General features: G+C 62.1%; 22 protein-coding genes. 15 read left to right on the top strand and 7 right to left on the bottom strand.

Features of this window, described 5'->3' with window-relative positions; genetic code table 11:
• The first annotated feature begins 48 nt into the window (after nt 1–48).
• From argJ to WJU18_RS26375, 3 genes are read left to right on the top strand one after another with little or no spacing between them, the layout of a single operon-like run.
• The gene (gene argJ, locus WJU18_RS26385; protein WP_423456890.1) at nt 49–1,278 is read left to right on the top strand and encodes a bifunctional glutamate N-acetyltransferase/amino-acid acetyltransferase ArgJ; all 1,230 of its coding nucleotides are present in this window, start codon (nt 49–51) and stop codon (nt 1,276–1,278) included.
• 4 nt (nt 1,279–1,282) lie between these two features.
• Entirely contained in the window at nt 1,283–2,161 is an 879-nt protein-coding gene (locus WJU18_RS26380; protein ID WP_423456889.1) for an ATP-binding protein, read from the top strand.
• On the top strand, nt 2,158–2,640 hold the full coding sequence (locus tag WJU18_RS26375; RefSeq protein WP_423456888.1) for an NUDIX domain-containing protein: 483 nt from the start codon (nt 2,158–2,160) through the stop codon (nt 2,638–2,640). Before WJU18_RS26380 ends, WJU18_RS26375 begins: the two co-directional genes overlap by 4 nt.
• A gap of 83 nt (nt 2,641–2,723) precedes the next feature.
• Here WJU18_RS26375 and WJU18_RS26370 read toward each other — a convergent pair whose 3' ends face one another.
• The 6 genes from WJU18_RS26370 to pilB form a co-directional block, all read right to left on the bottom strand.
• Nucleotides 2,724–2,957, bottom strand: a complete 234-nt coding sequence (locus tag WJU18_RS26370; protein ID WP_423456887.1) for a DNA gyrase inhibitor YacG — start codon at nt 2,955–2,957, stop codon at nt 2,724–2,726.
• The gene (gene zapD / locus WJU18_RS26365; protein WP_423456886.1) at nt 2,954–3,709 is read right to left on the bottom strand and encodes a cell division protein ZapD; all 756 of its coding nucleotides are present in this window, start codon (nt 3,707–3,709) and stop codon (nt 2,954–2,956) included. The genes WJU18_RS26370 and zapD overlap by 4 nt, the downstream gene beginning before the upstream one ends.
• Before the next feature lie 64 nt (nt 3,710–3,773).
• Nucleotides 3,774–4,460, bottom strand: coding sequence for a dephospho-CoA kinase (gene coaE, locus WJU18_RS26360; RefSeq protein WP_423456885.1), 687 nt, complete (start codon nt 4,458–4,460; stop codon nt 3,774–3,776).
• 54 nt (nt 4,461–4,514) lie between these two features.
• Nucleotides 4,515–5,381, bottom strand: a complete 867-nt coding sequence (locus tag WJU18_RS26355; RefSeq protein WP_423456884.1) for a prepilin peptidase — start codon at nt 5,379–5,381, stop codon at nt 4,515–4,517.
• Nucleotides 5,382–5,398: 17 nt separating this feature from the next.
• Nucleotides 5,399–6,631 (bottom strand): type II secretion system F family protein, encoded by a 1,233-nt coding sequence (locus tag WJU18_RS26350; protein WP_423456883.1) that lies wholly within the window; start codon nt 6,629–6,631, stop codon nt 5,399–5,401.
• A gap of 27 nt (nt 6,632–6,658) precedes the next feature.
• Complete coding sequence (gene pilB / locus WJU18_RS26345; protein WP_423456882.1) at nt 6,659–8,395, bottom strand: type IV-A pilus assembly ATPase PilB; 1,737 nt, start codon at nt 8,393–8,395, stop codon at nt 6,659–6,661.
• A 289-nt stretch (nt 8,396–8,684) separates the two neighbouring features.
• On the opposite strand from pilB, the gene kdpF reads away from it, so the two are divergent.
• From kdpF to kdpE, 8 genes are all read left to right on the top strand, one after another.
• The gene (gene kdpF / locus WJU18_RS26340) at nt 8,685–8,783 is read left to right on the top strand and encodes a K(+)-transporting ATPase subunit F (protein ID WP_423456880.1); all 99 of its coding nucleotides are present in this window, start codon (nt 8,685–8,687) and stop codon (nt 8,781–8,783) included.
• A 106-nt stretch (nt 8,784–8,889) separates the two neighbouring features.
• Nucleotides 8,890–10,596: a potassium-transporting ATPase subunit KdpA gene (gene kdpA / locus WJU18_RS26335; RefSeq protein ID WP_423456879.1), complete on the top strand. Its 1,707-nt coding sequence runs from the start codon at nt 8,890–8,892 to the stop codon at nt 10,594–10,596.
• A gap of 10 nt (nt 10,597–10,606) precedes the next feature.
• Complete coding sequence (gene kdpC, locus WJU18_RS26330; protein ID WP_423456878.1) at nt 10,607–11,272, top strand: K(+)-transporting ATPase subunit C; 666 nt, start codon at nt 10,607–10,609, stop codon at nt 11,270–11,272.
• A 13-nt stretch (nt 11,273–11,285) separates the two neighbouring features.
• A complete protein-coding gene (gene kdpB, locus WJU18_RS26325; RefSeq protein ID WP_423456876.1) occupies nt 11,286–13,376 on the top strand; it encodes a potassium-transporting ATPase subunit KdpB in 2,091 nt (696 codons plus the stop codon).
• A gap of 521 nt (nt 13,377–13,897) precedes the next feature.
• Nucleotides 13,898–15,046, top strand: a complete 1,149-nt coding sequence (locus tag WJU18_RS26320) for an IS481 family transposase (protein WP_423456874.1) — start codon at nt 13,898–13,900, stop codon at nt 15,044–15,046.
• Nucleotides 15,047–15,291: 245 nt separating this feature from the next.
• Complete coding sequence (locus tag WJU18_RS26315) at nt 15,292–17,127, top strand: DUF4118 domain-containing protein (protein WP_423456873.1); 1,836 nt, start codon at nt 15,292–15,294, stop codon at nt 17,125–17,127.
• Nucleotides 17,127–18,041, top strand: a complete 915-nt coding sequence (locus WJU18_RS26310) for an ATP-binding protein (RefSeq protein WP_423456871.1) — start codon at nt 17,127–17,129, stop codon at nt 18,039–18,041. The genes WJU18_RS26315 and WJU18_RS26310 overlap by 1 nt, the downstream gene beginning before the upstream one ends.
• Nucleotides 18,038–18,724, top strand: coding sequence for a two-component system response regulator KdpE (gene kdpE, locus WJU18_RS26305; RefSeq protein WP_423456869.1), 687 nt, complete (start codon nt 18,038–18,040; stop codon nt 18,722–18,724). The genes WJU18_RS26310 and kdpE overlap by 4 nt, the downstream gene beginning before the upstream one ends.
• A 36-nt stretch (nt 18,725–18,760) precedes the next feature.
• On the opposite strand, the gene WJU18_RS26300 is transcribed toward kdpE, so the two are convergent.
• The gene (locus tag WJU18_RS26300; RefSeq protein ID WP_423456867.1) at nt 18,761–19,936 is read right to left on the bottom strand and encodes a glycosyltransferase family 4 protein; all 1,176 of its coding nucleotides are present in this window, start codon (nt 19,934–19,936) and stop codon (nt 18,761–18,763) included.
• A 273-nt stretch (nt 19,937–20,209) separates the two neighbouring features.
• Here WJU18_RS26300 and WJU18_RS26295 point away from each other — a divergent pair, with 273 nt between their 5' ends.
• Genes WJU18_RS26295 through WJU18_RS26280 form a run of 4 tightly spaced genes read left to right on the top strand, consistent with a single transcriptional unit; the run spans nt 20,210 to nt 25,786 of the window.
• On the top strand, nt 20,210–20,578 hold the full coding sequence (locus WJU18_RS26295) for a DUF2304 domain-containing protein (protein ID WP_423456866.1): 369 nt from the start codon (nt 20,210–20,212) through the stop codon (nt 20,576–20,578).
• Nucleotides 20,575–22,089 carry a mannose-1-phosphate guanylyltransferase/mannose-6-phosphate isomerase gene (locus WJU18_RS26290; RefSeq protein WP_423456865.1) on the top strand — a complete coding sequence of 505 codons (1,515 nt, stop codon included), beginning with the start codon at nt 20,575–20,577 and terminating at the stop codon, nt 22,087–22,089. The genes WJU18_RS26295 and WJU18_RS26290 overlap by 4 nt, the downstream gene beginning before the upstream one ends.
• Complete coding sequence (locus WJU18_RS26285; RefSeq protein ID WP_423456863.1) at nt 22,086–24,392, top strand: glycosyltransferase family 2 protein; 2,307 nt, start codon at nt 22,086–22,088, stop codon at nt 24,390–24,392. Before WJU18_RS26290 ends, WJU18_RS26285 begins: the two co-directional genes overlap by 4 nt.
• Nucleotides 24,389–25,786 carry a glycosyltransferase gene (locus WJU18_RS26280; RefSeq protein ID WP_423456862.1) on the top strand — a complete coding sequence of 466 codons (1,398 nt, stop codon included), beginning with the start codon at nt 24,389–24,391 and terminating at the stop codon, nt 25,784–25,786. The genes WJU18_RS26285 and WJU18_RS26280 overlap by 4 nt, the downstream gene beginning before the upstream one ends.
• The last annotated feature ends 196 nt before the right edge of the window (nt 25,787–25,982 follow it).

Below are 25,982 nucleotides of genomic sequence, written 5' to 3'. Positions count from 1 at the left end.
AGAGATCTGTAGATACCCTTGTCCTTTGGGAACCCTAGAAAGCCTCAAATGCCCGTCAATCTTTCCGCTCCAGACCCCTCCAAGCTGTTTCCTGTAGCCGGTGTGCGCCTCGGCATCGCCGAAGCCGGGGTCCGAAAGGCGAACCGGAAAGACCTCACGGTCATCCTGCTGGACGAAGGCGCCAGCGTCGGCGGCGTGTTCACCAGCAACCGCTTCTGCGCCGCGCCGGTGCAGGTTTGCCGGGAGCATCTGAAAAAGGGCGGACCTATCCGTGCGCTGGTGGTGAACACGGGTAATGCCAATGCCGGCACGGGCGAAGACGGCCTGGCGCGCACACGCCAAACTTGCACGGCGCTGGCAGAGCTGCTGAAGATCGCGCCGGAGCAGGTGCTGCCGTTTTCCACCGGCGTCATCATGGAGCCCCTGCCTGTGGATCGCATTACCGCCTGCCTGCCTGCTGCGATTGCCGACGCCAAGGGGGCTCATTGGGCCCGCGCCGCCGAGGGCATCATGACCACCGACACTGTTCCCAAGGCGTTCAGCGCCAAGGCGATGGTGGGCGGCGCCGAGATCACGATCACCGGCATCAGCAAGGGCGCGGGCATGATCCGCCCCAACATGGCGACCATGCTGGGCTTTCTGGCGACCGACGCGCGGGTCGATCAGGCTGTGATGAACCAGTTGGCCCTGGAGCTCGCCGAAGGCTCGTTCAACCGCGTCACGATCGACGGCGACACCTCCACCAACGATTCTTTCATCGTGATCGCGAGCAACCAGGCGGCCAACGCGTCCGTCAGCTCGCTCGATTCGGCTGACGGCCGGGCGTTGAAGGAAGCCATGCTCGGCGTGGCGCGCCAGCTGGCGCAAGCCATCGTGCGCGACGGCGAAGGGGCGACCAAGTTCATCGCCATCCGCGTGGAAGGCGGCAAGACGGCTGCAGAGTGCCGCCAGGTGGCCTATGCCATTGCGCATTCGCCGCTGGTCAAAACGGCTTTTTTCGCGAGCGACCCTAACCTCGGCCGCATTCTGGCGGCGGTAGGCTACGCTGGTATCGGTGATCTCGATCAGACCCTCATCGATCTTTACCTGGACGAGGTGCATGTGGCTACCCAAGGCGGGCGCCATCCGGCCTACCAGGAGGAAGACGGCCAGCGCGTGATGAAGCAGCAGGAGATCACGGTACGCGTGCTTCTGGGCCGCGGCACGGCGAGCGACACGGTCTGGACATGCGACCTGAGCCATGACTATGTAAGTATCAACGCCGACTACAGATCCTGATTTCATGAGCGAACCATTTGAGCGCCTCATCGCGCGTGCAGAGCAACTGATCACCCGTATCGAAGCGGTGCTTCCGCAGCCGCTTTCAGCGCCCGACTGGGGCCAGTCGGTGGCTTGGCGCTACCGCAAGCGCTCCAGCGGACATGGCTCGCTGGAGCCGGTGCGCCATGTGGGAGGCATTGCTCTGACCGATCTCAAGGAAATCGATCCGCAGAAGGAAAAGATCGAGCGCAATACGCGCCAGTTCGTGGAAGGGCGCGCGGCCAACAATGTGCTGCTGACGGGCGCCCGCGGCACCGGCAAGTCTTCGCTCATCAAGGCCTGCCTGAACGCCTACGCGCCGCAAGGCCTGCGTTTGATCGAGGTCGACAAATCCGATTTGATCGATCTGCCCGACATCGTGGACGTGGTGGCCGGCCAACCCGAAAAATTCATCATTTACTGCGATGACATCAGTTTCGAGGAAGGTGATGGCTCCTACAAGGCGCTGAAATCCATTCTCGACGGCTCGGTGGCCGCCAACACGCCCAATGTGCTGGTGTATGCCACCAGCAACCGGCGCCACCTGCTGCCCGAGTACATGAAGGAGAACCTCAGCTACCAGCACACCGAGGACGGTGAGGTGCATCCGGGCGAGGTCATCGAGGAAAAGATTTCTCTTTCAGAGCGCTTCGGTCTCTGGATCAGCTTCTATCCTTTCAGCCAGGATGAGTACCTCGCGATCGTGGCGCAGTGGCTGTCAGCGCTCGGGGCATCGCAGGCGGACATCGCGGCAGCACGCCCGGAGGCTCTGGTATGGGCCCTGGAGCGCGGGTCCCGTTCGGGTCGTGTGGCCTATCAGTTCGCGCGTGATTTCATCGGGCGGGGAGCGGGTCAGGCGTGAGCGAGCCTCTGATCAAGGCCGATACGCATCTGCCGCGTGAGCAAGGCGGCGCAGAGCGCTCCGTGGTTGAAGTCGGTGTGGGCGTCCTGTATCGGCCCGGTGGCGCTTTTCTGCTGACGTCGCGGCCCGCGGGCAAGGTTTACGAGGGCTACTGGGAGTTCCCGGGCGGCAAGCTGGAAGCGGGTGAAACGGTGGAGCAGGCTCTGGCGCGTGAACTGCACGAGGAGCTGGGGATCAATGTCGATCCTGCGAATGTCATGCGCTGGCGTGAGCAGATGGTGGATTATCCGCATGCCCTGGTGCGGTTGAATTTTTGCAAGATCACGCTTTGGCAAGGAGAGCTTTCCATGCGGGAGGGGCAGTCGTTTGCATGGGAAAACTTGCCGGTGACGGTCACACCTGTGTTGCCTGGTGCATTGCCTGTCTTGAAATGGATGGAGGAAGAGGCTGCTGTGGGCACGCGCAGGCCTCATCAATAAGCTTCGCTGCACTCCTCTGTCAACCTCTTCAACCTCCTGCCCGGGAAATCCATGGGACACAGGCGATCGCCGCGCCATGACACCTATTGCAGCGGCGTCCCATTCTCCAACCCGTCCGCCCCATCATCTTCCTGCACTTCCATCCGGAAGCTCTCACTAGCCCAGGCGCCCAAGTCATGCGTTTTGCAGCGTTCACTGCAGAACGGCCGGAAGCGGTTCTCCGGCGCATATAGACTGGGGCCGCCGCAGGCAGGGCAGCGTACGGTGCGCGGCTTGGCGGCTGCTGCTTTGGGAAGAGTGGTTGGGGGCTCTTTCATGAACAAAGCGTCAATTCGAACGGCACGTCTTCTCGGGCCAGATGCAGCTTGCCGTCGGCCTCGTGCTTCATCATCCGTACCGAGGCCACAAGCCGGTTGCCGCTGATTTCCGGGATCAATCCGATCGATTCGTCGATGCGCAGGCGCAGCAGCTGGAAAGTTCGGCCCTGAGGGAGCGCCTGCTGGAACTGCCCGGCCACGGACATGACTTTTTGTGGTTTCCCGGAGTCACGAAGGATCTGCATGAGCAGGCCCAGTGCCCGCGCCAGTGGGCCCAAGGTGCTGGCCCATTCCTCCAGATCGGCGCGCCGGGAGGCCGGCTGGTGGTGCTGCCACGCGTGATAGGCCGGCAGGTCGAATTCGCACGTCCCGCCAGGAATCACGGCGCGGCTGCGGATGCTCATCAACCACTCGTTGTCGGTCAGTTCATGGCCCGGTTTACCGATCTGCCCGCTGAGTTGGGTAAAGCTGTCTTCCAGTTGCCCAAGGATCATGTCTAGCGAGGTTTCGGAAATGGCCGGGTTGCCACGAAACGCCGTCATGTGGACTTTCAGCTTCTCCAGATCTTTCAGCAGGTCCGATTTCAGATCGGCACGGCTGCTGACATCCATGATCTCGAAAATCGTGATGAGCGCGAAATGATGATCAAGCGCTGATTCCCGGGGCATCAATTGACCGAGACGCTCAAGCAGATGCTCCAGCCTGAGGTAAGTGCGAATGCGCTCGTTGAAGGGATATTCGTAAAGTATCACGCGGGTGTTGCCTTGGCTGCCTGGGGCGGGGTCTGCCGGGCTGTAGCGTATGAAGACGCCCTAATCATAGTCCCAAGCTGCCAGCGTCAAACAGGGCATTCGCCAACACTTGCACATTTTCACGTAATACCGTGAGCGAAACACCCTCGCCGTTGTGGATCACGATGTCAGCCGCAGCCAGGCGCGCCGCGCGGGAAGCCTGCACATCGATGATGCGCTGCACCTCTTCTCGGGCAAGGCCGCTGCGCGCCATCACGCGCGCGATCTGCGTTTCGGGTGGGCAGTCGACCACCAGTACCCGATCCACCTTGCTGCGCCAGCGCGCGCCGGATTCCACCAGCAGCGGCACATCGAACACCAGGGGCTTGCCTTGCTCGGCGGCGGCGCGGGCCTGGCGGTCGGTCTCCTGCCCGACCAGCGGGTGAATGATGGCCTCCAGCTGTTGCCGGGCCCCAGGGTCGGCATACACCAGTTGACGCATGGCGGCCCGGTCGAGTGCGCCGTCGGCGCCGATCATCTGAGGGCCGAATTTCGCGGCAATGGCCGGCAGCGCCTCGCCTCCTGCCGCCGTGGTGGCGCGCGAGATGGCATCGGAGTCGATGATCGCAGCCCCGCACTCGGCAAGCATGCCCGCCACGGTGCTCTTGCCGCTCCCGATGCCGCCCGTCAGGCCGAGTCGAAAAGTTTTTTCATCTAGGCTACATGGTAGCTCGGGATGTTTCCCGGGGGCCGCCGAGCTCCAGCTTGGCATTCCGGTACCTTGCGAAAGCTGCTGCCGAGCTGGAGCTCGGCGGTCCCAGGAAAGTCAAGCCAGGCCAATGACGCGCAGGATCGACTCAGGGCCGAACAGCATGGCGGTGATGCCCCCCATGGCGAGAAATGGCCCAAAGGGGATCACGCCGCCTTCGCGCAGTGAGCTGGTCAATTTCATGCCAATGCCCACCAGCGCCCCGATCACCGAGGCCATGAGGATGATGGGTACCAGCCCTTGCCAGCCGAACCAGGCGCCGAGAGCCGCGAACAGCTTGAAGTCACCATACCCCATGCCCTCCTTGCCCGTGGCCAGCTTGAAACCCCAGAACACCAGCCACAGCGAAAGATAACCAGCCACCGCGCCCCACACGGCATTGGAGATGGATACGCCCGTCCATCCCAGCAGGGAGGCGATCAAGCCGGCCCAAAGCAGGGGCAGGGTGATGTCATCAGGCAGCAGGGTAGTGTCCCAGTCGATCAGGGTGAGCGCCACCAGTGCGGCGGTAAAAAGGCACCAGGCGGCGGCGGCGGGAGTAAGGCCCCAACGCCAGGCGCACCAGGCAAACAAGGCTCCGGTAGCCAGTTCCACCAGCGGATAGCGCGCGCTGATGGCGGCCGCGCATGCCGAGCATTTACCGCGCAGGAAGAGGTAGCTCAGCACCGGAATGTTCTCGTGCCAGCTGATCTGATGGCCGCAGTGCGGGCAGCGCGAACGCGGCACCACCAGATTGAAGCGTTCAGCCTCTTCCTGGACAGCCGCCTCCTGGCCGGAAAGCTCCGCGGTGGCCGCCGCATAGTCCGCCGCCCATTGGCGCTCCATCATCTTCGGCAGGCGGTGGATGACCACATTGAGGAAACTGCCGATGAGCAATCCGAACACACCACCTAACACGGCTTGCAGCCAACCGATTTCAAACATGAATTAAACGAATTGGATTAAACGACTTGGCCGAGCTTGAAGATGGGCAGATACATGGAAATCACAATACCGCCGATGATGACGCCCAGGATCACGATGATGATCGGCTCCATCAAGCTGGAGAGCCCCGCCACCATCTCATCGACTTCCGCTTCATAGAAATCGGCCGCCTTGCCCAGCATGTGGTCAAGCGAGCCGGATTCCTCGCCAATGGCGGTCATCTGCACCACCATGCTGGGAAAGAGGTTGACGTTGGACATGGCCGCCGTCAGGCTCGTGCCGGTCGAGACCTCCTGCTGGATTTTTTCCGTGGCTATCTGGTAGACCGAGTTGCCCGCGGCGCCGCCCACCGAATCCAGCGCCTCCACCAGGGGCACGCCCGCGGCGAACATGGTCGAGAGCGTGCGCGTCCAGCGTGCGACCACGGCTTTCTCGACCAGCGGGCCGAAGATCGGCACCTTCAGCAACAGCCGGTCCATGAACTTCTGCATCTTCTCGTTGCGTTTCCAGGCCTGCATGAAGAAGTAGATACCACCCCCCAGAACGCCGAAGATGAGCCACCAGTAAGCCACGAAGAACTCGCTGATCGCGATAACGACCAAAGTTGGCGACGGCAAGTCAGCGCCGAACGAGGTGAACACCTCCTTGAACGCCGGGATCACGAAGATCATGATGATCGACACCACGACAAAGGCCACCACCAGCACCGCGATCGGGTACATCAGCGCCGATTTGATCTTGGACTTGATCGCCTCGGTCTTCTCCATGTAGGTGGCCAGGCGGTCCAACAGGGACTCCAGAATACCCGCCGCCTCACCGGCTTCCACCAGGTTGCAGTACAGGCTGCTGAAGTGCATGGGGTACTTGCGGAACGCGCCCGAGAGCGAAGTGCCGGTTTCCACGTCCATGCGGATGTCGTTCAGCAGCTTGGTCACGCTGGCGTTCGGGTTGCCTCGGCCCACGATGTCGAAAGCCTGGAGCAGGGGCACCCCCGCTTTCATCATGGTGGCCAACTGGCGGGTGAATATGGCGATGTCCCTGGGCTTGATCTTCTTGCCCGAGCGCATGCGGCGCTTCTTGATGCTGGTCGCCAGGATGCCCTGCCGCCTGAGCACAGCCTGCACCTGGTTTTCGCCACCGGCCCGGGTTTCACCGCGCACGATCTTGCCGTTGCGGTCCTTGCCTTTCCATTCGAAGACGAATTCCTTGGCGGCGGTCTTCTTGGCAGGTGTGGCGACTCGGGTTGCCATGCGGTGTTCTTTCTGGTTATGGCAGGGTTATAGATTGGTCACAGCCAGAATTTCTTCCAGGGAGCTCACGCCCAACTTGACCTTGTACAACCCTGATTGACGCAGCGAGCGCACGTTTTCGGCGCGTGCCTGCTCGGCGATCTCCAGCGAGCTGCCGTCGCGCAGGATGATGCGCTGCATTTCCTCACTGACTGGCATCACCTCATAGATGCCGACCCTTCCCTTGTAGCCATTGTTGCAGCTGGAGCAGCCCACGGGCTTGTAAGGGGTCCAACTGCCGTCGAGCTCAGCCTCGTCGAAACCGGCCTCAACCAGGGCTTCGCGGGGAATGTCCACGGGCGCCTTGCACTGGGGGCACAGCCGCCGCGCCAGGCGCTGGGCGGTGATCAGCGCCACGCTTGAGGCGATGTTGAACGGTGCGACACCCATGTTGCGCAAACGTGTCAGCGTGGCGGGGGCGTCGTTGGTGTGCAGTGTGGAGAGCACCAGGTGGCCGGTCTGCGCGGCCTTGACCGCGATGTCCGCCGTTTCGAGATCCCGGATCTCACCCACCATGATGATGTCCGGATCCTGCCGCAGGAAGGCCCTGAGCGCCGTCGCAAACGTCAGGCCGGCCTTGTCATTCACGTTGACCTGGTTCACTCCCGCCAGGTTGATTTCAGCAGGGTCTTCGGCCGTCGCGATGTTCACGCCGGGCTTGTTCAGCAGGTTCAGGCAGGTATAGAGCGACACCGTCTTGCCCGAACCCGTGGGTCCCGTGACCAGGATCATGCCGTAGGGCTGCTTGATCGCCTTGAGCAGGCGATCTTTCTCCTCGGGCTCGTAGCCCAGGGCCTCGATGCCCAGCTTGGCGCTGCTCGAGTCGAGGATACGGATCACGATCTTCTCGCCAAACAGCGTCGGCAGGGTGCTGACCCGGAAATCGATCACCCTGTCGGGGCCGACCTTGAGTTTCATGCGCCCGTCCTGGGGTACCCGCTTCTCGGAGATGTCCAGGCGTGAAATCACCTTGATGCGTGAAGCCAGCTTTTCCTTGATGGCGATCGGAGGAGACGCGATCTCGCGGAGCTCGCCGTCCACCCGGAAACGCACGCGGTAATGATGTTCGTACGGCTCGAAATGCAGATCGGACGCCCGCATGTTGAACGCGTCGATCAGCATCTTGTGCAGGAACCGGACGACCGGCGCATCCTCCACGTCGTTCTGGGGGGCCTCTTCCTTTTCCTCGGGGGTGGAGGATTCCAGGGAGGACTCGTCGAATTCGAAATCGGCGCCGACGATGCCTTCCATCGCCTGCGAGGTGGATTTGTTGAGCGTCTCGATCAGCAGCGAGAGCTTGTCGAACTCGGCGATGACCCATTCCACGCCCATCTGCGTGGAAAACTTGACTTTCTCCGCTGCTTCGAGGTTCGACGGGTCGGCGGTGGCAATGATCAGGCGGTTATTGCGTTTGCCCAGCGCCAGCAGCCTGTAGGCTTGCGAGAGTTTGGTGTCCAGCAGGTTTTCCGGCAGGCGCGCCGGGTCGATGGCGTCGATGTCGACCAAGGGGGCCGCGAAAGCAGTCGACATGGTATGTGCCAGGTCGGCTGCCGAAACCGCGCCGGACTCGGTCAACTCGGCCACGAAATTCTTGCTGTGGGCGCGCGCTTTCCGGTAGATGTCTTCCGCGGCTTGCTGGCTGAGCTTGCCAGCCATGACCAATGCCCGGCCCAGGCCGGGAAGCGCGGGAGTCTGAGTCTTGGAAATGGGTTCGGCGATGGCCATCAGTCAAAAAAGCAGCTAAAAGACTTATTCAATCATCGCCGATTGGTGAGCATATGTAAACGCTAAGAGCCGGGCGGGCGCGGTTCTGTATGGGCCAGTCGACAGATTGCGGGTGAAAAGCCTGAATTTAAGGCTGAAAGCTTCTCTCCCGTGTCAATGCCTGCCCTGCCGACCCTCAAAACGCCGGATCTTTACATTTTCTTGATGCGCACCGGCTGAATCTTGGCAACGCCTTGACGGCCCTTTTCCTAGCATTCCTTCAACCCTGAAAGGATTGAAAGGAACGTCGGTGAACTCTCTCGCTTTGATCTATTGGCTGGCCGGGGCAGGGGCTATCGGCCTGCTCATTTACCTGGGATACGCCTTGCTGCGCCCCGAGAAATTCTGAGAGGCCGCCATGCAAGACCTGATTTTCGTGGCTCTCGCGGCGGCATTTTTCGCCGCTACTGCCTGGGCTGTATTAGCCCTGCGGCGCCTGTAAGGAGCTTCTCGCCATGGGACTCCTCATTCTTGAATATGCCCTTGTGCTGGTTCTGGTGGCGGCGTTGGCCGTACCGGCGGGCCGCTGGCTGGCATGTGTCTTTACCGGTGAGCGCCACTGGGGCGTGGAGCGCCTGAGCTACCGCGCGCTGGGCATCGATCCATCAGAGCGGATGGGCTGGGTGCGCTATGGGCTGGCCCTGCTCTTGTCCAACGCGGCCATGATGGCGCTGGGCTATCTGTTTCTGCGCCTGCAGGGTGTCTTGCCATGGAACGGTCTGGGCAACCCGGCGCAGGCGCCGGATCTGGCATTCAACACCGCGGCCTCCTTCATCACCAACACCAACTGGCAGGCCTATGCGGGCGAGGCCAGCTTGTCCAATGGCACGCAGATGGTGGTCATCACGTTCCTGATGTTCGCTGGCGCCGCGGCCGGGCTGGCGGCAGGCGGAGCTTTCATCCGCGGGCTGTCCCGCGCGGGCAGCGAAGATCTCGGCAACTATTGGGTGGACCTGATACGCGTGCTGTGGCGCGTGATGTTGCCGGTATGCCTGGTGCTGGCGCTGGTCCATGTCTGGCAAGGCGTGCCCCAGACGCTGGCCTCGCAGGCCACGGCCACCACTCTGGAGGGCGCGCGGCAGCAGATCATCATCGGGCCGGTGGCCAGCCTGGAGACCATCAAGCACATCGGGACCAATGGCGGAGGCTTCTACAACACGAACGCGGCGCACCCGTTCGAGAACCCGACACCTCTGACCAATCTGCTGCACATCCTCTCGATGCTGCTGATCCCTGCGGCGCTGACGGTCACGCTGGGCACCATGCTTAAAAGCAAGCGCCAGGGCTGGGTTCTGTTCAGCGCCTTCCTGGTGATGTTCATCGGCTTTCTGGCCATGGTCTACAGCGCCGAGCAGGCCGGTAACCCCCTGTTGACCCAAGCCGGCGCTGATCAGTCGATCACGGCCACGCAGCCCGGAGGCAACATGGAGGGCAAGGAGATGCGCTTCGGCATCGCGGATACGGCGCTGTTCGTGTCCACGACCACGGCGGCGACCACGGGCTCGGTCAACGCCATGCACGATTCGCTCACGCCCCTGGGCGGCTTCGTGCCCCTGGCTCAGATGATGCTGAACTGCGTATTCGGTGGCAAGGGCGTGGGCTTCGTCAACCTGATCCAATACGCCATCCTCACCGTCTTCCTGGTGGGCATGATGATCGGCCGCACGCCGGAGTTCCTGGGCAAGAAGATCGAGGCCCGCGAGATCAAGCTGGTGATGTTGTCCATGCTGGCCCATGCGGCGGCGATCCTCGGCTTTACGGCGCTGGCTTGCCTGTGGCCGGATACCGGGGCCAGTCTTGGCAACCACGGCCCGCACGGATTCTCCGAGGTGCTGTATGCCTACGCGTCGGGCACGGCCAACAACGGCTCCGCCTTCGCCGGGTTCAACGCCAATACGCCGTACTTCAATACCACCATCGGCCTGGCGATGCTGATCGGCCGCTACCTGACACTCCTGCCCTTGCTGGCCCTGGCAGGTTCGCTGGCCGCCAAGAAGCGTGTCGCGGCCGGTCCCGGTACGTTTCCTACCGCCACGCCGCTGTTCATGGGCTTGCTGGTGTTCGTGGTGCTGGTGGTCGGCGGCCTGACTTTCCTGCCGGCGCTGGCGCTCGGCCCGGTGGTCGAGCAACTGCAGATGACCGCGGGCCATCTTTATCCCTGAGGCACACACCATGAATACCCTGAATTCCTCCATTCAAGTACAAGAGAGCACTGGCTCGCTGCTCAAAGGGCTGGCCGGCCCATGCGTGCGCAGCGCGGTCTTTCTGGCCTTGCTCACCGGCTTGGCCTATCCACTGCTCACTACCGGTGTGGCCCAACTGCTGCTGCCACGGCAGGCCAATGGCAGCCTGATCGAGCAAGGCGGCGTGGTGCTCGGGTCTGCCTTGATCGGCCAGTCGTTCACGCAGGCGCGCTATTTTCATCCGCGTCCCAGTGCCACGACGGCGCCCGACCCCCGGGATGCCGCGAAAACCATCGGCATGCCTTACAACGCGGGCATTTCGGCGGCCAGCAACCAGGGCCCGACCAACCAGGCGCTGGCGGACGCCGTGGCTCAGCGCGTGGCCGACTATCGGCGGACCAACGGCCTGGCCGCCGACGCTTTGGTGCCGATCGATGCCGTGACCGCTTCGGGCTCGGGGCTCGATCCGCATATCTCACTGGCCAATGCACAGGCCCAGTCGGCGCGCGTGGCCAAGGCGCGTGGTCTCGCGCTGGAGCAGGTCCGGCAGGTGCTGGCCCAGAACACCGAAACACGCGTGTTCGGTCTGCTTGGGGAGCCGAGAGTCAATGTGCTGCGCCTGAATCTCGCATTGGATTCACTGGCTAAGCAGTAGGCAGGAGGCCGTCATGTCTGACAAGAAAACCATCGCGCTGTTCGACCGTGCCTTGATAGGGCAAGCCCTGCGGGATGCGCTGCGCAAGCTATCACCGAGCGCCCAGTGGCGCAATCCGGTGATGTTTGTGGTCTATCTGGGCGCCATGCTCACGACGGTCCTGTTTTTCCAGGCCCTCGGCGGTCAGGGGGAAGCACCGGCGGGCTTCATCCTGGCGATCTCGCTGTGGCTGTGGTTCACCGTGCTGTTCGCCAATTTCGCTGAGGCCCTGGCTGAAGGGCGCAGCAAAGCGCAAGCCGCCAGCCTGAGGGGCCTGAAGAAGAAAACATGGGCCAAGAAACTGCAGGATGCCGTATACCACCGCGCCAGCCGCAGCGAACTGACCTGGACACCCATCGAAGCCGAGAGCCTTCGCAAGGGTGACATCATGTTGATCGAGGCCGGTGACGTGATCGCCGCTGACGGTGAGGTGATCGACGGCGTGGCTTCGGTGGACGAAAGCGCCATCACGGGCGAGTCGGCGCCGGTCATCCGCGAATCGGGCGGTGACTTTTCCGCCGTGACGGGCGGCACTCGCGTGCTGTCCGATTGGATCGTGGTGCGCGTGGCGGTCAATCCCGGCGAGACCTTCGTCGACCGCATGATCGCCATGGTCGAAAACGCCAGCCGCAAGAAAACCCCCAACGAGATCGCGCTCACGATCCTGCTTGTGGGCCTGACGCTGGTGTTTCTGCTCGTCATCGTGACGCTGTGGCCATATTCCTCCTTCGCCGTGGCGCAGGCTGGCAGTGGCAGTGTGGTCAGCATCACCGTGCTCGTGGCGCTGCTGGTGTGCTTGATCCCGACCACTATCGGTGGCTTGCTTTCGGCCATTGGCGTGGCCGGGATGAGCCGCATGATGCAAGCCAACGTCATCGCGACCTCGGGCCGGGCCGTCGAGGCGGCGGGCGACGTGGACGTGCTGTTGATGGACAAGACCGGCACCATCACCCTGGGCAACCGCCAGGCCAGCAGATTTCTCCCCGCGCGCGGCGTGAGCGAGGAGCAACTGGCCGATGCCGCGCAGCTGGCTTCGTTGGCTGATGAAACACCCGAAGGGCGCAGCATCGTGGTGCTGGCCAAGCAGAAATTCAATCTGCGTGAGCGCGATGTCGAAAAGCTCGGCGCGCAGTTTGTGCATTTCACCGCGCAGACCCGCATGAGCGGTGTTGACCTGAGCGGCGGCCGGGCTATCCGCAAGGGAGCCGCCGACGCCGTGCGCCAGCACGTGGAGGCACTGGGCGGGCATTTCCCGCTAGAGCTGCTGCAGGCCGTCGAGGAGGTGTCGCGGCGCGGCAGCACGCCGCTGGTGGTCGCCGATGGCGCCCGTGCGCTGGGCGTGGTGGAGCTAAAGGACATCGTCAAGGGGGGCATCAAGGAGCGCTTCGCCGAGCTGCGCCGCATGGGCATCAAGACCGTCATGATCACGGGGGACAACCGGTTGACGGCCGCGGCCATCGCCGCGGAGGCAGGTGTCGACGATTTTCTGGCGGAAGCCACGCCGGAAGCCAAGCTGGCGCTGATCCGGGAGCATCAGGCCAGGGGCCAGCTCGTGGCCATGACGGGCGACGGCACCAACGATGCGCCGGCGCTCGCACAGGCGGATGTGGCTGTGGCCATGAACACCGGCACCCAGGCCGCGAAAGAGGCGGGCAACATGGTCGATCTGGACAGCAACCCGACCAAGCTGATCGAGATCGTCGAGACCGGCAAGCAGATGCTGATGACGCGTGGCTCGCTCACCACGTTCAGTGTCGCCAATGACGTGGCGAAGTATTTCGCCATCATCCCGGCGGCGTTCGTCAGCACCTATCCGCCCTTGAGCGCGCTGAATGTGATGCAGTTGGCCAGCCCGTCCTCGGCCATTCTGTCGGCGGTGATCTTCAATGCCCTGATCATCGTGTTCCTGATTCCTCTGGCGCTCAAGGGGGTGAAGTACCGCGCCGTGGGGGCCACCGCGCTGCTGCGCCGCAATCTGCTCGTCTATGGGTTGGGGGGAGTGATCGTGCCCTTCATTGGCATCAAGCTGATCGATATGGTGATCGCCGGGTTAGGATGGGCCTGATGCTTCAATATCGGTCATCCATTCCGCGTGAGTGTCTCTTCTCTCTCCCTCTCCCTCTCCCTCTGGGAGAGGGTTGGGAGGGCCGGCCATCCGGTGAGGGCTTTCACGGTCGGTTGATCTGAACGGTCTTCTGCTTCCTGATGATCTTCTGCTGTTTGATCCAAGGTCGGAGGCCGGGATTGCCCCCGGCAGTGCAGTCACCTTCTTTTGCGTCGCCAAAAGAAGGTGACCCAAGAAAAGGCGACCCCACTTGCCGTATCCCTCCGCTACGCTGCGGGCAACCTGCGGTGCTCGACCGAGGGGTGGTGCTGCAGAACTCACTGCGTTCACTTCGTTCACTACGCTCAAACAGCTGCAGCAAGCTAGAGCACGAAGCAAGGGCATCTTGCAGTGCCCTTGCCCACCCCTCGCTCTGCGCTCCTCGGCACGTCTGTATGGACCGGAGACATGGTGGACACCTGTTCGGGGACATGGTGAACAGATCAAGCTTAGGTATCGAACAGCCTTATAGGAGGTCACCGATGCCTTGGCAGGAAAGCTCAGCCATGTCCCTACGCGAAGAATTTGTAGCGCTCGCCCAGCACGAACAATCCAATATCCGAGCACTGTGCTTGCGCTTTGGCATTAGCCCCACTACAGGCTACAAATGGCTTGAGCGTGCTCGCCAGCTTCAGCCCTTGAGCGATCGAAGCCGCAGGCCTAAGCATTCACCCAATCAATGCCCGCTTGAGTTCGAGCAGCAAGTCTGTCAGTTACGCCAGGAGCACCCCGCCTGGGGCGCACGCAAGCTCACGCACAGATTGATGAACTTAGGAGTCAAAGTGCCTGCAGTGAGCACCGTGCATGCGATCTTGTGTCGCCATGGTTTGATTTTGGGTCAGGCCAGTGAGGCAGCCACGCCCTGGAGGCGCTTTGAGCACCCTGAGCCCAACGATCTGTGGCAGATGGATTTCAAAGGCCACGTAGCCATGCTGCGCGGACGCTGCCACCCACTGACGATTCTTGATGACCACTCCCGGTATGCCGTGTGTCTGCAGGCGTGCGGCGATGAGCAGGAAGCCACCGTGGTGCAGCGTCTTGAGATGGTGATGCGTCGCTATGGTGTGCCCGCTCGAATGACCATGGACAACGGCAGCCCATGGGGTGGCTACGATGGCTGTCACTACACCAGCCTGGATCTGTGGCTGATGCGTCAGGGGATTCGAGTGGGCCACTCACGGCCCTACCATCCTCAAACGCAAGGCAAAGATGAGCGCTTTCACCGCACACTCAAGGCGGAGCTGCTGCAGGGGTTGCCTCTTGCCAACCTGAGCGAAGCCCAGCAAGCCTTTGATCGTTGGCGCCAGATGTACAACCAGCAGCGCCCTCACCAGGCGCTGGGCATGCAAGTGCCGATCGTGCGATACCGGGCCAGTCCCAGGCCGTACTGCGAGCGGCCCGCAGAGCCTGAATACGCCAGCGCCGAGCAGGTGCGCCAGGTGCAAAAGCAAGGCGCCATCTCTTGGAAAAACCGCCTCTGGAAGGTCGGCAAGGCCTTCAAAGGCCAGCAGGTAGCCGTACGAGCTGATCCCACTGAAGATGGATGCTATGACGTGTTCTGGAGCACCCTTCGAATTGCTCGCATTGATCTGCGCGATCAGTCTATACAGGCCGGCAGAGTCATTGTTTAATATCCAAAAAACCGTTCACCATGTCCCCGAACAGGTGTCCACCATGTCCCCGGTCCATACACACGGCCAGAGGGGCGGGGAGCCCTGCTCGGGCCATCGCTGCGCTCGGCCCTGGCATCAACGGGCTTCGCTGTCTTTGCTCCTTCCCCCTCTGGGGGAAGGTTGGGATGGGGGCTCTCGATGCGTATCAAGTTGGCAGAGCTCTGTTCACGGCTCTCAGAACGTAAACACGTTCTAACCAAACCATGCCCACCTCGGCCACAGCTCACCTCGACGACCAGCGTCCAGACCCCGACACCCTGCTGGCACGCGTGCAGCAGGAAGAGGTGCAAGCTCGCCGTGGCAGGCTGAAGATTTTCTTCGGCGCTTCCGCCGGCGTAGGCAAGACCTATGCCATGCTGTCCGCCGCACACGCTGCCCAGGCGCAGGGGGTGCCGCTTCTGGTTGGTCTGGTCGAGACGCACGGCAGGGCGGAGACCCAGGCGAGGGTGGCCGGGTTGCCGCTTCTGCCGCTGAAGGAGATGTCCCATACGGGGCGCGTGTTGAAGGAGTTCGATCTCGACGCCGCGCTGGCTTTCGGCGCTGCCCATGTGGGTGGTGCGGCGCCGCCATTGGTGCTCCTGGATGAACTGGCGCACAGCAACGCGCCCGGCTCGCGCCACCCCAAGCGTTGGCAAGATGTGGAGGAGCTGCTGGCGGCGGGCATCGATGTGTGGAGCACGATGAACGTGCAGCACCTCGAAAGCCTGAATGACGTGGTGGGCGGCATCACCGGTATTCGCGTCCGCGAAACGGTACCGGATACGCTGTTCGATGCCGCCGATGAGGTGGTGGTGGTGGATCTGCCGCCCGACGAGCTGCTGGCCCGGTTGGCGGCTGGCAAGGTCTACATTCCGCAGCAGGCCGAACGTGCGGCGGCGCATTTTTTCCGCAAGGGCAATCTGATCGCGCTGCGTGAATTGGCGCTGCGCCGTACCGCCGACCGGGTGGATTCCCAGATGCAGCACTGGCGCCGCAGCGCCGATGGCCGTGGGCAGCGGCCGTGGCCCACGCGCGATGCGCTGCTCGCCTGCATAGGGCCTGGTGCGGGGGGCGAGGCCGTGGTGCGCAGTGCGGCGCGTCTGGCCACGCAGACGGATCTGCCCTGGCATGCCGTGTTCGTCCTGGCGCCCTCACGCCAGCGTGTGAGCGAGGCGGATCGCCAGCAGGCGCTTCGCGCGTTGAAGCTGGCGCAGGATCTGGGGGCGACTGTGGCCACACCGGCTGGTGCTGAAGTGGCCGAGACGCTGGCGCGCTACGCGCGCGAACACAACCTCTCTCGCCTTGTGCTGGGCCGGCGGGCGGGGCGCAAGCGCTGGGGACTGTCGTTCACCGAGCGTTTGGCGGAACTGACGCCGGATATGGACGTGCTTCAGGTGCCGCTGCCGAATGAAGCCGCCAGGAAAACGCGCACGCTCGAACCCGAAGGCGGCGGCTCTACCATCCGTTGGCGAGGCTACGCCGCCGCGGCGGCAGCCTGTGGCCTGGTGGCGTTGCTGGCGGCGCCGCTGCATGGCGTGCTGGAACTCACCAACATCGTGATGCTGTTCCTTCTGGCCGTGGTGGGCGTGGCATTGCGCCATGGGCGCGGGCCGGCCACGCTGGCGGCCTTTCTGGGCGTGGCGCTGTTTGATTTCTTCTTCGTGCCGCCGCGGCTTTCGCTCCACGTCAGCGATGTGCAATATGTGATCACCTTCGGGGTCATGCTGGTGGTGGCGCTGGTGATCGGCCAGTTGACCGCGGGCCTGCGTGCGCAGGCTGAAGCCGCCACCGAAGGCGAACGGCGTGTGCGCGGCCTCTATCAGATGTCGCGCGATCTGTCGGCGGCCTTGATGCCGCAGCAGGTCGCCGAGGTGGGTGCGCGTTTCCTGCGGGCCGAGTTTGGCGCCAAGTCGGCGCTGCTGGTGGCTGACGATGACAACCGCCTGAGCAGCCAGGACGGCGCCAGCGCTGAGGTGGACATGGCCGTGGCCCAGTGGAGCTTCGAAAGGGGGAGCCCGCCGGGCCTGGCACGCACACGTTGCCGGCCAGCCGTTGCCTGATGCTGCCGCTCAAGGCACCCATGCGCTTGCGTGGGGTGCTCGCGGTACAGTTGGCGCGTGCTGAACTGCTCGCACCGGAACAGCGCCAGTTGCTCGAAACCTGTGCATCCTTGCTGGCGATTTCGCTGGAGCGGATCCATTACATCCAGGTGGCGCAAAGCAGCACGGTGCAGATCGAGTCGGAGCGCCTGCGCAACTCGCTTCTATCGGCGATCTCGCACGACTTGCGCACGCCGCTGGCGGCCTTGGTCGGGCTGGCCGATGCGCTCGGTATGACACCTCCACCGCTGACCGCGCCGCAGACCGAGGTGGCCGATGCCATCCGGGCTTCGGCGCTGCGCATGAATGCACTGGTCAGCAATCTGTTGGACATGGCACGGCTCGAATCGGGCATAGTGCAGTTGAGGCTGGAATGGCTGCCGCTGGAGGAGGTATTGGGAAGCGCTCTTGCGGCTTGCGCGCAAGTCCTGCACAACCGGCCTGTCGAGGTGCAACTGGCGCCCGATGTGCCGTTGCTGCACCTGGACGCCACCTTGATCGAGCGTGTGCTGGTCAACCTGTTGGAAAACGCCGTGAAGTACACCCCTCCGGCCACGGCCTTGCGCATCGGCGCGGAGGTGCAGGACGATGCGGTCCGTATCACCGTGGATGACGATGGCCCCGGTTTGCCGCCGGCGCGCGAAGACGCGGTGTTCGAGAAGTTCGAGCGGGGCAGCAAGGAGACGGCCACGCCGGGCATCGGGCTCGGGTTGGCCATCTGCCGAGCCATCGTGGAGGCGCACGGCGGGCGCATCCATGGCGAGAACCGCCTCGAGAACCACCGCATCGCCGGCGCACGTTTCGTCATCACCCTGCCGCGTGGCACGCCGCCCACGGGCGACGGCAGCGAACTCCTGGCGGACAATGCATCATGAGCGCTGCCCGCATCCTGATCGTTGAAGACGAGGCCGAGATCCGCCGCTTTGTCCGCCTGGCTTTGCAAAGCGAAGGCCATGAAGTGTTCGAAGCCGAGAACCTGCAGCGAGGCTTGATCGAAGCCGGTACGCGCCGTCCCGATGCGCTGGTTCTTGACCTGGGGTTACCTGACGGCGATGGTGTGGATCTGATCCGCGATCTGCGTACCTGGTCGGCCATGCCCATCATCGTGCTGTCGGCGCGCAGCGGCGAAGCGGACAAGATCGCCGCGCTGGATGCCGGCGCCGACGACTACCTGGTCAAGCCTTTCGGCGCGGGCGAGTTGCTGGCGCGTGTGCGCGCCCAGTTGCGCCGCCATCGCGAACAGGCCGCTACAGGCGAGCCATTGGTTGTGTTTGGAGAGATTTCCATCGACCTGGCTGCGCGCCACGTCAATCGTGCAGGCGAGCAACTTCATCTGACCCCCATCGAATATCGGTTGCTGACCTATCTAACGGGGTATCCTGAGCGGGTCGTCACGCACAAGCAACTACTGCAGGCTGTCTGGGGCCCCGGCCACGCTGAGGACACGCACTATGTTCGAGTGCACATGGCAAATCTGCGCAAGAAGATCGAGGCCGATCCTTCGCGCCCGAGGCATCTGCTCACGGAAGCGGGAATCGGCTATAGATTCGTGGCCTGACGCCGCACTCCCAGGATGTACTTACCGTTTGAGGAATTACGCCAGTTGTTTGTAGACTGCCACGGTTTCTTCCGTGCACCGGTCCCACGATAACTTGGCGGCGCGAGCCAGCCCCTTCGCCCGGGCTTCGGTCTGCCAATTTTCGTCGCTCAAGCATTCGCTCAAGGCATGAGCGATATCTTCTACGCTCAGCGGGTTGACCAATCTGGCGGCGCCTGCGGCCACTTCAGGCATGCAAGAGGTGTTTGAGGTGAGCACGGGAGTGCCGCTGGCCATGGCCTCGACGATCGGCAAACCAAAGCCCTCGTATAGCGACGGGTACGCCATCAGCCGCGCACCCGCATACAGGGAAGGCAGCCAGCGCTGCTCTACGAATGCTACGTAGCGCAACCAGCCTTCTGCCTGGGCCTTGTTCAGGCTTGCATGGATGGACTCAGAGTTCCAGCCCTGGTCACCAGCCACAACCAGGGGCCATTCCCGGCGCATAGCCGCCGGAAGCAAGGCGTAAGCCTGTAGCAGGCGCTCCACGTTCTTGCGAGGTTCTACGGTGCCGACGAACAGGCAGTACTGGCCAGCCCGCAGCCCCAGGGCCTGCATGGCGGGTGCGAGTACCTGTGGTGTGCGGGGGTGAAAGGCCGCATCGGCCGCGGAATGGATGGCGGTGATGCGCTCGGGCGGCATCAGGCCGCGCCCCAGCATTTCCTGGCGCACAGCTTCGGATACGGTGATCACCCGGTCAGTGCGCGCCAGGCTTTTGTCAAAGGCCAGGTTCAGGTAATCCACCCGCGCCTGGGGATGGAACTGCGGGTACAGAATATGTGACAGATCGTGCACGGTACTGACCGTCCTGCCGTCGAAGGGGGGCACGATGTAGTTGGGCGCATGGTAAATCGCTTGCGGGTTGCCACGCAGGCGCCAGCCGAACAGCGTGGGTGAGATAGCCTTGTAGGCACGCACGGCCAAGCGGCTATTGGCCAGCCAACGACGCAGTGAGGACGGCTCTTTGGCAGCCGTTGCCGCCGCTGTCGTATCGGCCCTGGTTTGATCCAGCGCTCCAAGGGGATCTGTTACCCAGTGCCCAAGGGAGAAGTAACGCAGCCGTGCAATGTCTTCATGGCTTGCCAGGCGCTTGGCAAGCTCATAGGTGTAGCGGCCGATACCGGTGAGCGGTGGGTGCAAGGCATCGGCCGCAAGAATAACGTCAAGCTTCATTCAAGAGATCGCGATGGAGCACGGACACCGAGTTAACCAATGGTAACTGTTTTGTCTGGCCCTTTCGCCATTGGCTGATATTTATTGAGCAGGCCTCCTTGGTCTGCAATATCCCCATATTCAGGCGGAAGGTGGTTTCCCTGCACATTCACGTAGGGGTGTGAACTCCCGTCTTACAATTCCGGCGATCCGTGGCGGGAGGCCTGCGATCCAGGGATGTCCATGGCATCTATCATCCCGTTTGCCGAGCGAGTAACAAGGAGTGGATCCCGAATGGCGTCCTTGCAAGTCACCACTACCCTGCTTGGGGTGAGTTTGGCGTTATTGATTCTTTATCTGATCCGCCGCGACCATCTGTATCTGATGCATGGTCTGTTCTGGGTGGCGGTGGCTGCCTCAGTCGCTGGGCTGGGCGCCTGGCCTGGCTTGATCGACAAGCTGGCAGGCCTGACAGGCTTCAGTTATCCGCCTGCTTTGCTGCTGTTGCTGGCCAATATGGTGCTGCTGCTCAAGGCACTGCACGCCGACATGCTCAATACTCGCATCGAACGGGATGTGCGCCGCTTGAACCAGCGCCTGGCTTTGCTGGAGGCTGATCTTGAAAGCCTGCGCCAAACCAGTCCTCCCAGCGTCATCTCATGAGCTTTCCAGAACTGATTCCCGTCATCCTGTGCGGCGGCAGCGGTACGCGCCTGTGGCCGTTGTCACGTGAGTCCTATCCCAAGCAGTTTCTTGCGCTCCATGGCGGCAGCCGTACCATGCTTCAGCACACTGCACTGCGCTTGCGGGAAATGAACGCGAATGTCCCAGCTTCCGATAGTCCCATCATCGTGTGCAATGCCGAGCACCGCTTTCTGACCGCGCAGCAACTTGCCGAGGCGGGCATCGAGCACCCGCGCATCTTGCTCGAACCCGGAGGCCGCAATACCGCCCCGGCGCTGACGCTCGCCGCGCTTCAAGCGCTGTCGGGCGGTGCCCCGGATTCCGTGCTGATCGTGATGCCGGCGGATCATGCCGTCGGGGACGAAGCGGCTTTTTGCCGAGCCGCAGAGAAGGCTTGGCGGGCCGCTGCGCGAGGTGCGATGGTGACCTTTGGTGTCGTAGCCGATCGTCCGGAAACGGGCTATGGGTACATCCAGCAAGGCGAGGCGGGGCCAGACGGCCTTTTTTCCATTCGGAGCTTCGCGGAAAAGCCCGATCCTGAAACCGCCCGGCGGTACCTGGCGCAGGGCGGTTATTCTTGGAACAGCGGTCTCTTCGTGGTGCGCGCCAGCGTCTGGCTCGACGCCATGACCAGGTTTCGCCCCGACATGCTCGCTGCCTGCCGTAGTGCCATGGAAGGCGCCAAGGCCGATATGGATTTCATCCGGCCAGATCCAGATGCCTTCCTGGCCTGTCCCTCGGATTCGATCGACTATGCCGTCATGGAACGCTTGCCGTCCGATCCGGCATGCGGCATTCCAGCGTGCATGATTCCTCTGGTGGCTGGCTGGTCAGACGTGGGCGCATGGGACGCCCTATGGCAGGTTCTGGACCACGATGAGCGGGGGAATGCTGCCCTCGGCGACACGCTCAATGTCGAGTCTCAGGGCAGCTTGCTGGTTTCCAGCAGCCGGCTGGTCGTGGGGGTGGGCGTGAAGGACCTGGTGGTGGTGGAAACCCCCGATGCCGTGCTGGTTGCCAGCAAATCCCACACACAGTCCGTGAAAAGCGTGGTGGCAGAGCTCAAGGCGCGCGGGCAGGCGTTGGCTGGGTCGCACCGCAAGGTGCACAGGCCTTGGGGTTGGTATGACTCCATCGACGCAGGCGAACGCTTCCAGGTCAAGCGCATCGTGGTGAACCCGGGTGCCAGCTTAAGCCTGCAATTGCACCACCATAGGGCCGAGCACTGGATCGTGGTCAAAGGGACGGCCGAGGTGACCAATGGCGACAGGGTGATGCTGCTTTCCGAGAACGAGTCCACCTTCATTCCCATCGGCCACGCGCATCGCTTGGCCAACCCGGGCAAGCTGCCACTGGAAATCATCGAGGTGCAGTCAGGATCCTATCTGGGTGAAGATGACATCGTGCGGCTTGATGACACCTATGGCCGTGTACTCGTGACAAAAACAGCCCCAAAGCAGCCCCGTAACAGCGAAGAGCCTTCTGCATGAAGATACTGATCTGCGGCATGCCCCGCTCGATGACCACCTGGGCATTCAATGCGGTGCGGGAAGCACTCGGTGGGCAGCCTTTGAAAACCCTTTGGATTGACCCTGGAGACGCAAAGACCGAGGCCGAGTTTGCGGAATCGGTGGGAAACGTACTCGCCAAATGCCATCACTATAGTGTTGCGCTTGCCAATGCTGCGGATTGTGTGATTTATTCGTATCGCGACATTCGTACGGCAGCGGTAAGCAACTTCCGCAAGTTCTCGTCGGATTGCACCATGGGCCAATTGGACGCCTGGGTGCAGGCAGGCCGTGACTGGGGGCGGGTTGCTGACGCCATCCTGCGCTATGAGCAAGTCGAACGCGATCCCGCTGGCGCCCTGCAACATTTGCGGCGCATGTTGGACGCGAAATATGGGGCGGAAAGCTTGTCCCGCGAGACTGATGAGGTGCTGCTTTCCCGCGTCGACACAAGCTTTGCCGAGAGGCAGGCAGCCGAGAAAATCAGCTACGACGCGCGGACGATGATTTTGCCCGCGCACCGCACTTTTCAACCTCCGCCCGAAAATCTCAATGAGGTAGAAAAAAACCTGTACCTGCGTGTCGAGCGTGAGTTCGCGTCTTGGCTTTCCGAGCACTCCTATGTGCAGGGGGAAAGCCAAGCTGAAAGGCTCGACTACCGTCTGTCGGCGAAGTTGATGTCGCGACTTGCCAGCCCTGTGGTGGTTGATTTCCCTGCGCAGGCGGTTTCCGACCCCTTTGAACAACGGCTACCAGACGCCATTGATTTACTCAAGGTGGACACAGGCGGGCACGATCTTGCCGTGCTGTGCGGTCTTGATGTTCCGTGTCCGCGATTCGTCCTGGCCAAATATGAGGGCGCAACGCCCGAAGCCACCGGAAAAAGTCCTTACACGCTCGCCGACCTGCATACCTGGGCCACCTCGCGCAGCTACTGCCATTCGGTGGTCATCCGGCGGCATGGGCGCACCGAATCGTTGGAGTGGGATGCGCCCTGGACAATACACGGTGACCGGGGGCATGTGTTGTTCATTCGTGACATGGCCGATCTGCCGTTGGTGCGCACAGTGGTCGCGGAACTGGCTCCTGAGGCTCTGGCCCGCCACCAGGAATATGTCGAGATTCTCATCAAGGACTGCGAAGCCAGAGAAGCCACGATACGGCGATTGGACAATGCGCTGAAGGAGTTGCAAAGCCAGCAAGCTACCCCGAGCGCCCGCGATGACATGGGGCAAGATCTGGCTGCCAGCAAGACCCCGGCAGAGCTTGCACGTTATGCTGAGCTGGAGCGGGAACTGGTCCGCAAGGAGGCTGTGATTCAGGAGCAGGCTCGTGCCCTGGCTGCATACCGCCCTCTGTTTTCTGTGCTGTCGCCGGTGCTTCTTCCGCTGAGTTTTGTCTATCGCCGTGCGCGGGCAGCATTGCATCCGCGCTTGGGCACGCTCAATCAATATCCGCCGCGCAAGCTGAAGCTGCCTGATCCATATGCTTGCAGTCTTCCGGCGGAGTCGCTGCCTTCGATCTCGCTCATCACCCCGTCCTTCCAGCAAGCTCAATTTATTGGGAGGACCATTGAAAGTGTGCTGAGCCAAGGTTATTCGAAGCTCGAGTATTTTGTGCAGGACGGGGGCTCCACTGATGGCACGGTGGATGTGCTTCAGCAATACGGCGATCGCTTGACGGGGTGGCTGTCGGAAAAGGATGGAGGGCAGTCCCACGCGATCAACCTCGGCTTTGGCCGCACCAGGGGAGAGATCATGGCGTGGCTCAACTCGGATGATTTGCTGATGCCGGGCGCGTTGCATCGGGTCGCGGAATATTTCGCACAGCACCCGGAGGTGGATGTGGTCTATGGTCACCGTATTCTGATTGATGACGATGATCGGGAAATTGGCCGATGGGTGCTGCCTGCGCACGATGACGAAGTGTTGTCCTGGGCCGATTTTGTTCCCCAGGAAACTCTGTTTTGGCGGCGAACCATTTGGGAGAAAGCTGGCGGCCGGATTGACGAGAGCTTCCGTTTTGCCATGGATTGGGATCTGCTGCTGCGCCTGCGCGATGCCGGGGCGCGCATGGTCCGCATGCCAGACTTCCTGGGCGCGTTTCGCATTCACGAAGCGCAGAAAACCTCTGCACAGATCAACGATGTCGGTATGGGCGAAATGGCTCAGTTGCGCAAGCGTGCTTTGGGCCGGGATGTGACCTGGCAGCAGATACGCGGGGCACTATGGCCTTATATGATGAAGCATATGGCCCTCGATCTTGCTTATCGGGTGAAAAAGTGACGTTGGTTGCCGCGAATTCGGATCTGCTCGGCGCCTGCTCCGGTGACAGGCACGCCATGCCCCGTATCTCGGTCGTCATTCCGCTGGAATATCACCGTGGACTGGCAACAGCCTGCATCCGGGGCTGGGTCCAGGAGCAGGACTATCCTCGCCACCAATACCGGGTGCTTATTGGCGTGCCGGCAGATTTTGACCGCAACGAACTTGAGGAAATCCGTTCCCTCCTGGCGGATCGGGACCTGCTGCTGGAGTTCGATCAGGCACACGACATGATGCTGATCGAGAAAGTGGCTTGCCAAGCTGGTTCCGGCTTGCTTTTATTTTCCGAATCGCATTGCATTCCCGAGCCCGGCGCGCTGAGCTATCTGGTTGGAATAGCTGATGCAAACCCCGACTGGGATGCGTTCAGCGCACCGACGCATGGCTTGACCGATAACCTGCTGTCCCGCATCGAGTGCGATATTTACAGCAACGATATCCGCGGCAAACTTCAATCGCATGACTGGCTGCGGGTATTGGACCAGTGCTTTGTCATCCGGCGGACCGCATACGATGCGGTGGGCGGATTCCGGGGCGAGTTCGGGCATTTTGCCGAATGGCTCTTTGCCGCCACGATGAAGATGCTTGGCTTGAAACTGGGGGTGGCCGAGCGGGCCGTGGTCAGCCACGGCTATATAGGCGAATATGACGATCTTGAAGCCTTTACGGTTGATTTTTCCTATGGGCAGATCAAATACCTGCATCGGCATTCCGGGGAAGCTGCTGCCATGCTTTTCCCCAAGATACCGGAGCTGGAAGCCGCGCTTGCCCAATCACCACAGGAGCGTAACCGGCTGATGTCGTATCCGGCCATGGATTCCTGGAAAACGCTGGGACTGGCGCTGCGGAAAATCCTGCACGGCGAAACAGCTGGCCCGCTGAGATCCTATCTTTCGTGGGTAGCGAAAAGCCGGGACATGTCCCACCCGGACTTGAGAAAACAACTGGAAAGCGCTGTCAAGGAGGCCTCTGGGGTAAGGCGGCGGCTGGAGAAGGCGATTGACCGTGAAGATGCAGCTATGGCGCATCACCGGTTCGTCGAGTGGTTCGCATGCCTGGTGCGAAAAGGCCGCTATACCTATCTTGTCGAGAGCGAGCAAGAAGTATCGTGGCAAGCCAACGCGCGTATAGATGATTTCCCTCAAGGGGGCGCTGGCAAGCCGCTGGAGGTGCCTCATGTGCACACATCTTCGGTACGCATGACGCGGAGGGAACCGAGCAGGGTGAGATCAATTGGACTCTTCCGTGCTTCCAACTCATGCTGCCTCTGCATGCGGGCGAGTGTCAGCGCGTGGTACTTGAATGGACGGCCGTCCGGCCGATCAATCCTACCGAAATACTGGCTGTTCGGCTGAATGGGCGGGTGCAGTCTCGTTCTTCGATCAGCATTGAGCCTACCCGTCTCGTCATTGATGCGCACATCCACTCGACCGGATGGCATGAGCTGGCAATTACCGTCTATCCGTTCAAAGGCGGCGAAGATGGCAGGCTCTTGGGCGTGCCGCTACAGTCCGTGACGTGGTAGCCCCTTGATTGCTGCCGGGGCTGGTG

Source organism: Ottowia sp. VDI28, assembly GCF_049532675.1.
Classification (GTDB): domain Bacteria; phylum Pseudomonadota; class Gammaproteobacteria; order Burkholderiales; family Burkholderiaceae_C; genus Ottowia.
This window is presented reverse-complemented; position numbering and strand designations above follow the sequence as displayed.

What these genes read in the sequence shown, in the direction of transcription:
- argJ (WP_423456890.1), top strand. Translation starts at nt 49, where the DNA reads ATGCCCGTCAATCTTTCCGCTCCAGACCCCTCCAAGCTGTTTCCTGTA.
- WJU18_RS26380 (WP_423456889.1), top strand. Translation starts at nt 1,283, where the DNA reads ATGAGCGAACCATTTGAGCGCCTCATCGCGCGTGCAGAGCAACTGATC.
- WJU18_RS26370 (WP_423456887.1), bottom strand. Translation starts at nt 2,957, where the DNA reads ATGAAAGAGCCCCCAACCACTCTTCCCAAAGCAGCAGCCGCCAAGCCG.
- coaE (WP_423456885.1), bottom strand. Translation starts at nt 4,460, where the DNA reads ATGCCAAGCTGGAGCTCGGCGGCCCCCGGGAAACATCCCGAGCTACCA.
- WJU18_RS26355 (WP_423456884.1), bottom strand. Translation starts at nt 5,381, where the DNA reads ATGTTTGAAATCGGTTGGCTGCAAGCCGTGTTAGGTGGTGTGTTCGGA.
- WJU18_RS26350 (WP_423456883.1), bottom strand. Translation starts at nt 6,631, where the DNA reads ATGGCAACCCGAGTCGCCACACCTGCCAAGAAGACCGCCGCCAAGGAA.
- pilB (WP_423456882.1), bottom strand. Translation starts at nt 8,395, where the DNA reads ATGGCCATCGCCGAACCCATTTCCAAGACTCAGACTCCCGCGCTTCCC.
- kdpA (WP_423456879.1), top strand. Translation starts at nt 8,890, where the DNA reads ATGGGACTCCTCATTCTTGAATATGCCCTTGTGCTGGTTCTGGTGGCG.
- kdpC (WP_423456878.1), top strand. Translation starts at nt 10,607, where the DNA reads ATGAATACCCTGAATTCCTCCATTCAAGTACAAGAGAGCACTGGCTCG.
- kdpB (WP_423456876.1), top strand. Translation starts at nt 11,286, where the DNA reads ATGTCTGACAAGAAAACCATCGCGCTGTTCGACCGTGCCTTGATAGGG.
- WJU18_RS26320 (WP_423456874.1), top strand. Translation starts at nt 13,898, where the DNA reads ATGCCTTGGCAGGAAAGCTCAGCCATGTCCCTACGCGAAGAATTTGTA.
- WJU18_RS26315 (WP_423456873.1), top strand. Translation starts at nt 15,292, where the DNA reads ATGCCCACCTCGGCCACAGCTCACCTCGACGACCAGCGTCCAGACCCC.
- WJU18_RS26310 (WP_423456871.1), top strand. Translation starts at nt 17,127, where the DNA reads ATGCTGCCGCTCAAGGCACCCATGCGCTTGCGTGGGGTGCTCGCGGTA.
- kdpE (WP_423456869.1), top strand. Translation starts at nt 18,038, where the DNA reads ATGAGCGCTGCCCGCATCCTGATCGTTGAAGACGAGGCCGAGATCCGC.
- WJU18_RS26300 (WP_423456867.1), bottom strand. Translation starts at nt 19,936, where the DNA reads ATGAAGCTTGACGTTATTCTTGCGGCCGATGCCTTGCACCCACCGCTC.
- WJU18_RS26295 (WP_423456866.1), top strand. Translation starts at nt 20,210, where the DNA reads ATGGCGTCCTTGCAAGTCACCACTACCCTGCTTGGGGTGAGTTTGGCG.
- WJU18_RS26290 (WP_423456865.1), top strand. Translation starts at nt 20,575, where the DNA reads ATGAGCTTTCCAGAACTGATTCCCGTCATCCTGTGCGGCGGCAGCGGT.
- WJU18_RS26285 (WP_423456863.1), top strand. Translation starts at nt 22,086, where the DNA reads ATGAAGATACTGATCTGCGGCATGCCCCGCTCGATGACCACCTGGGCA.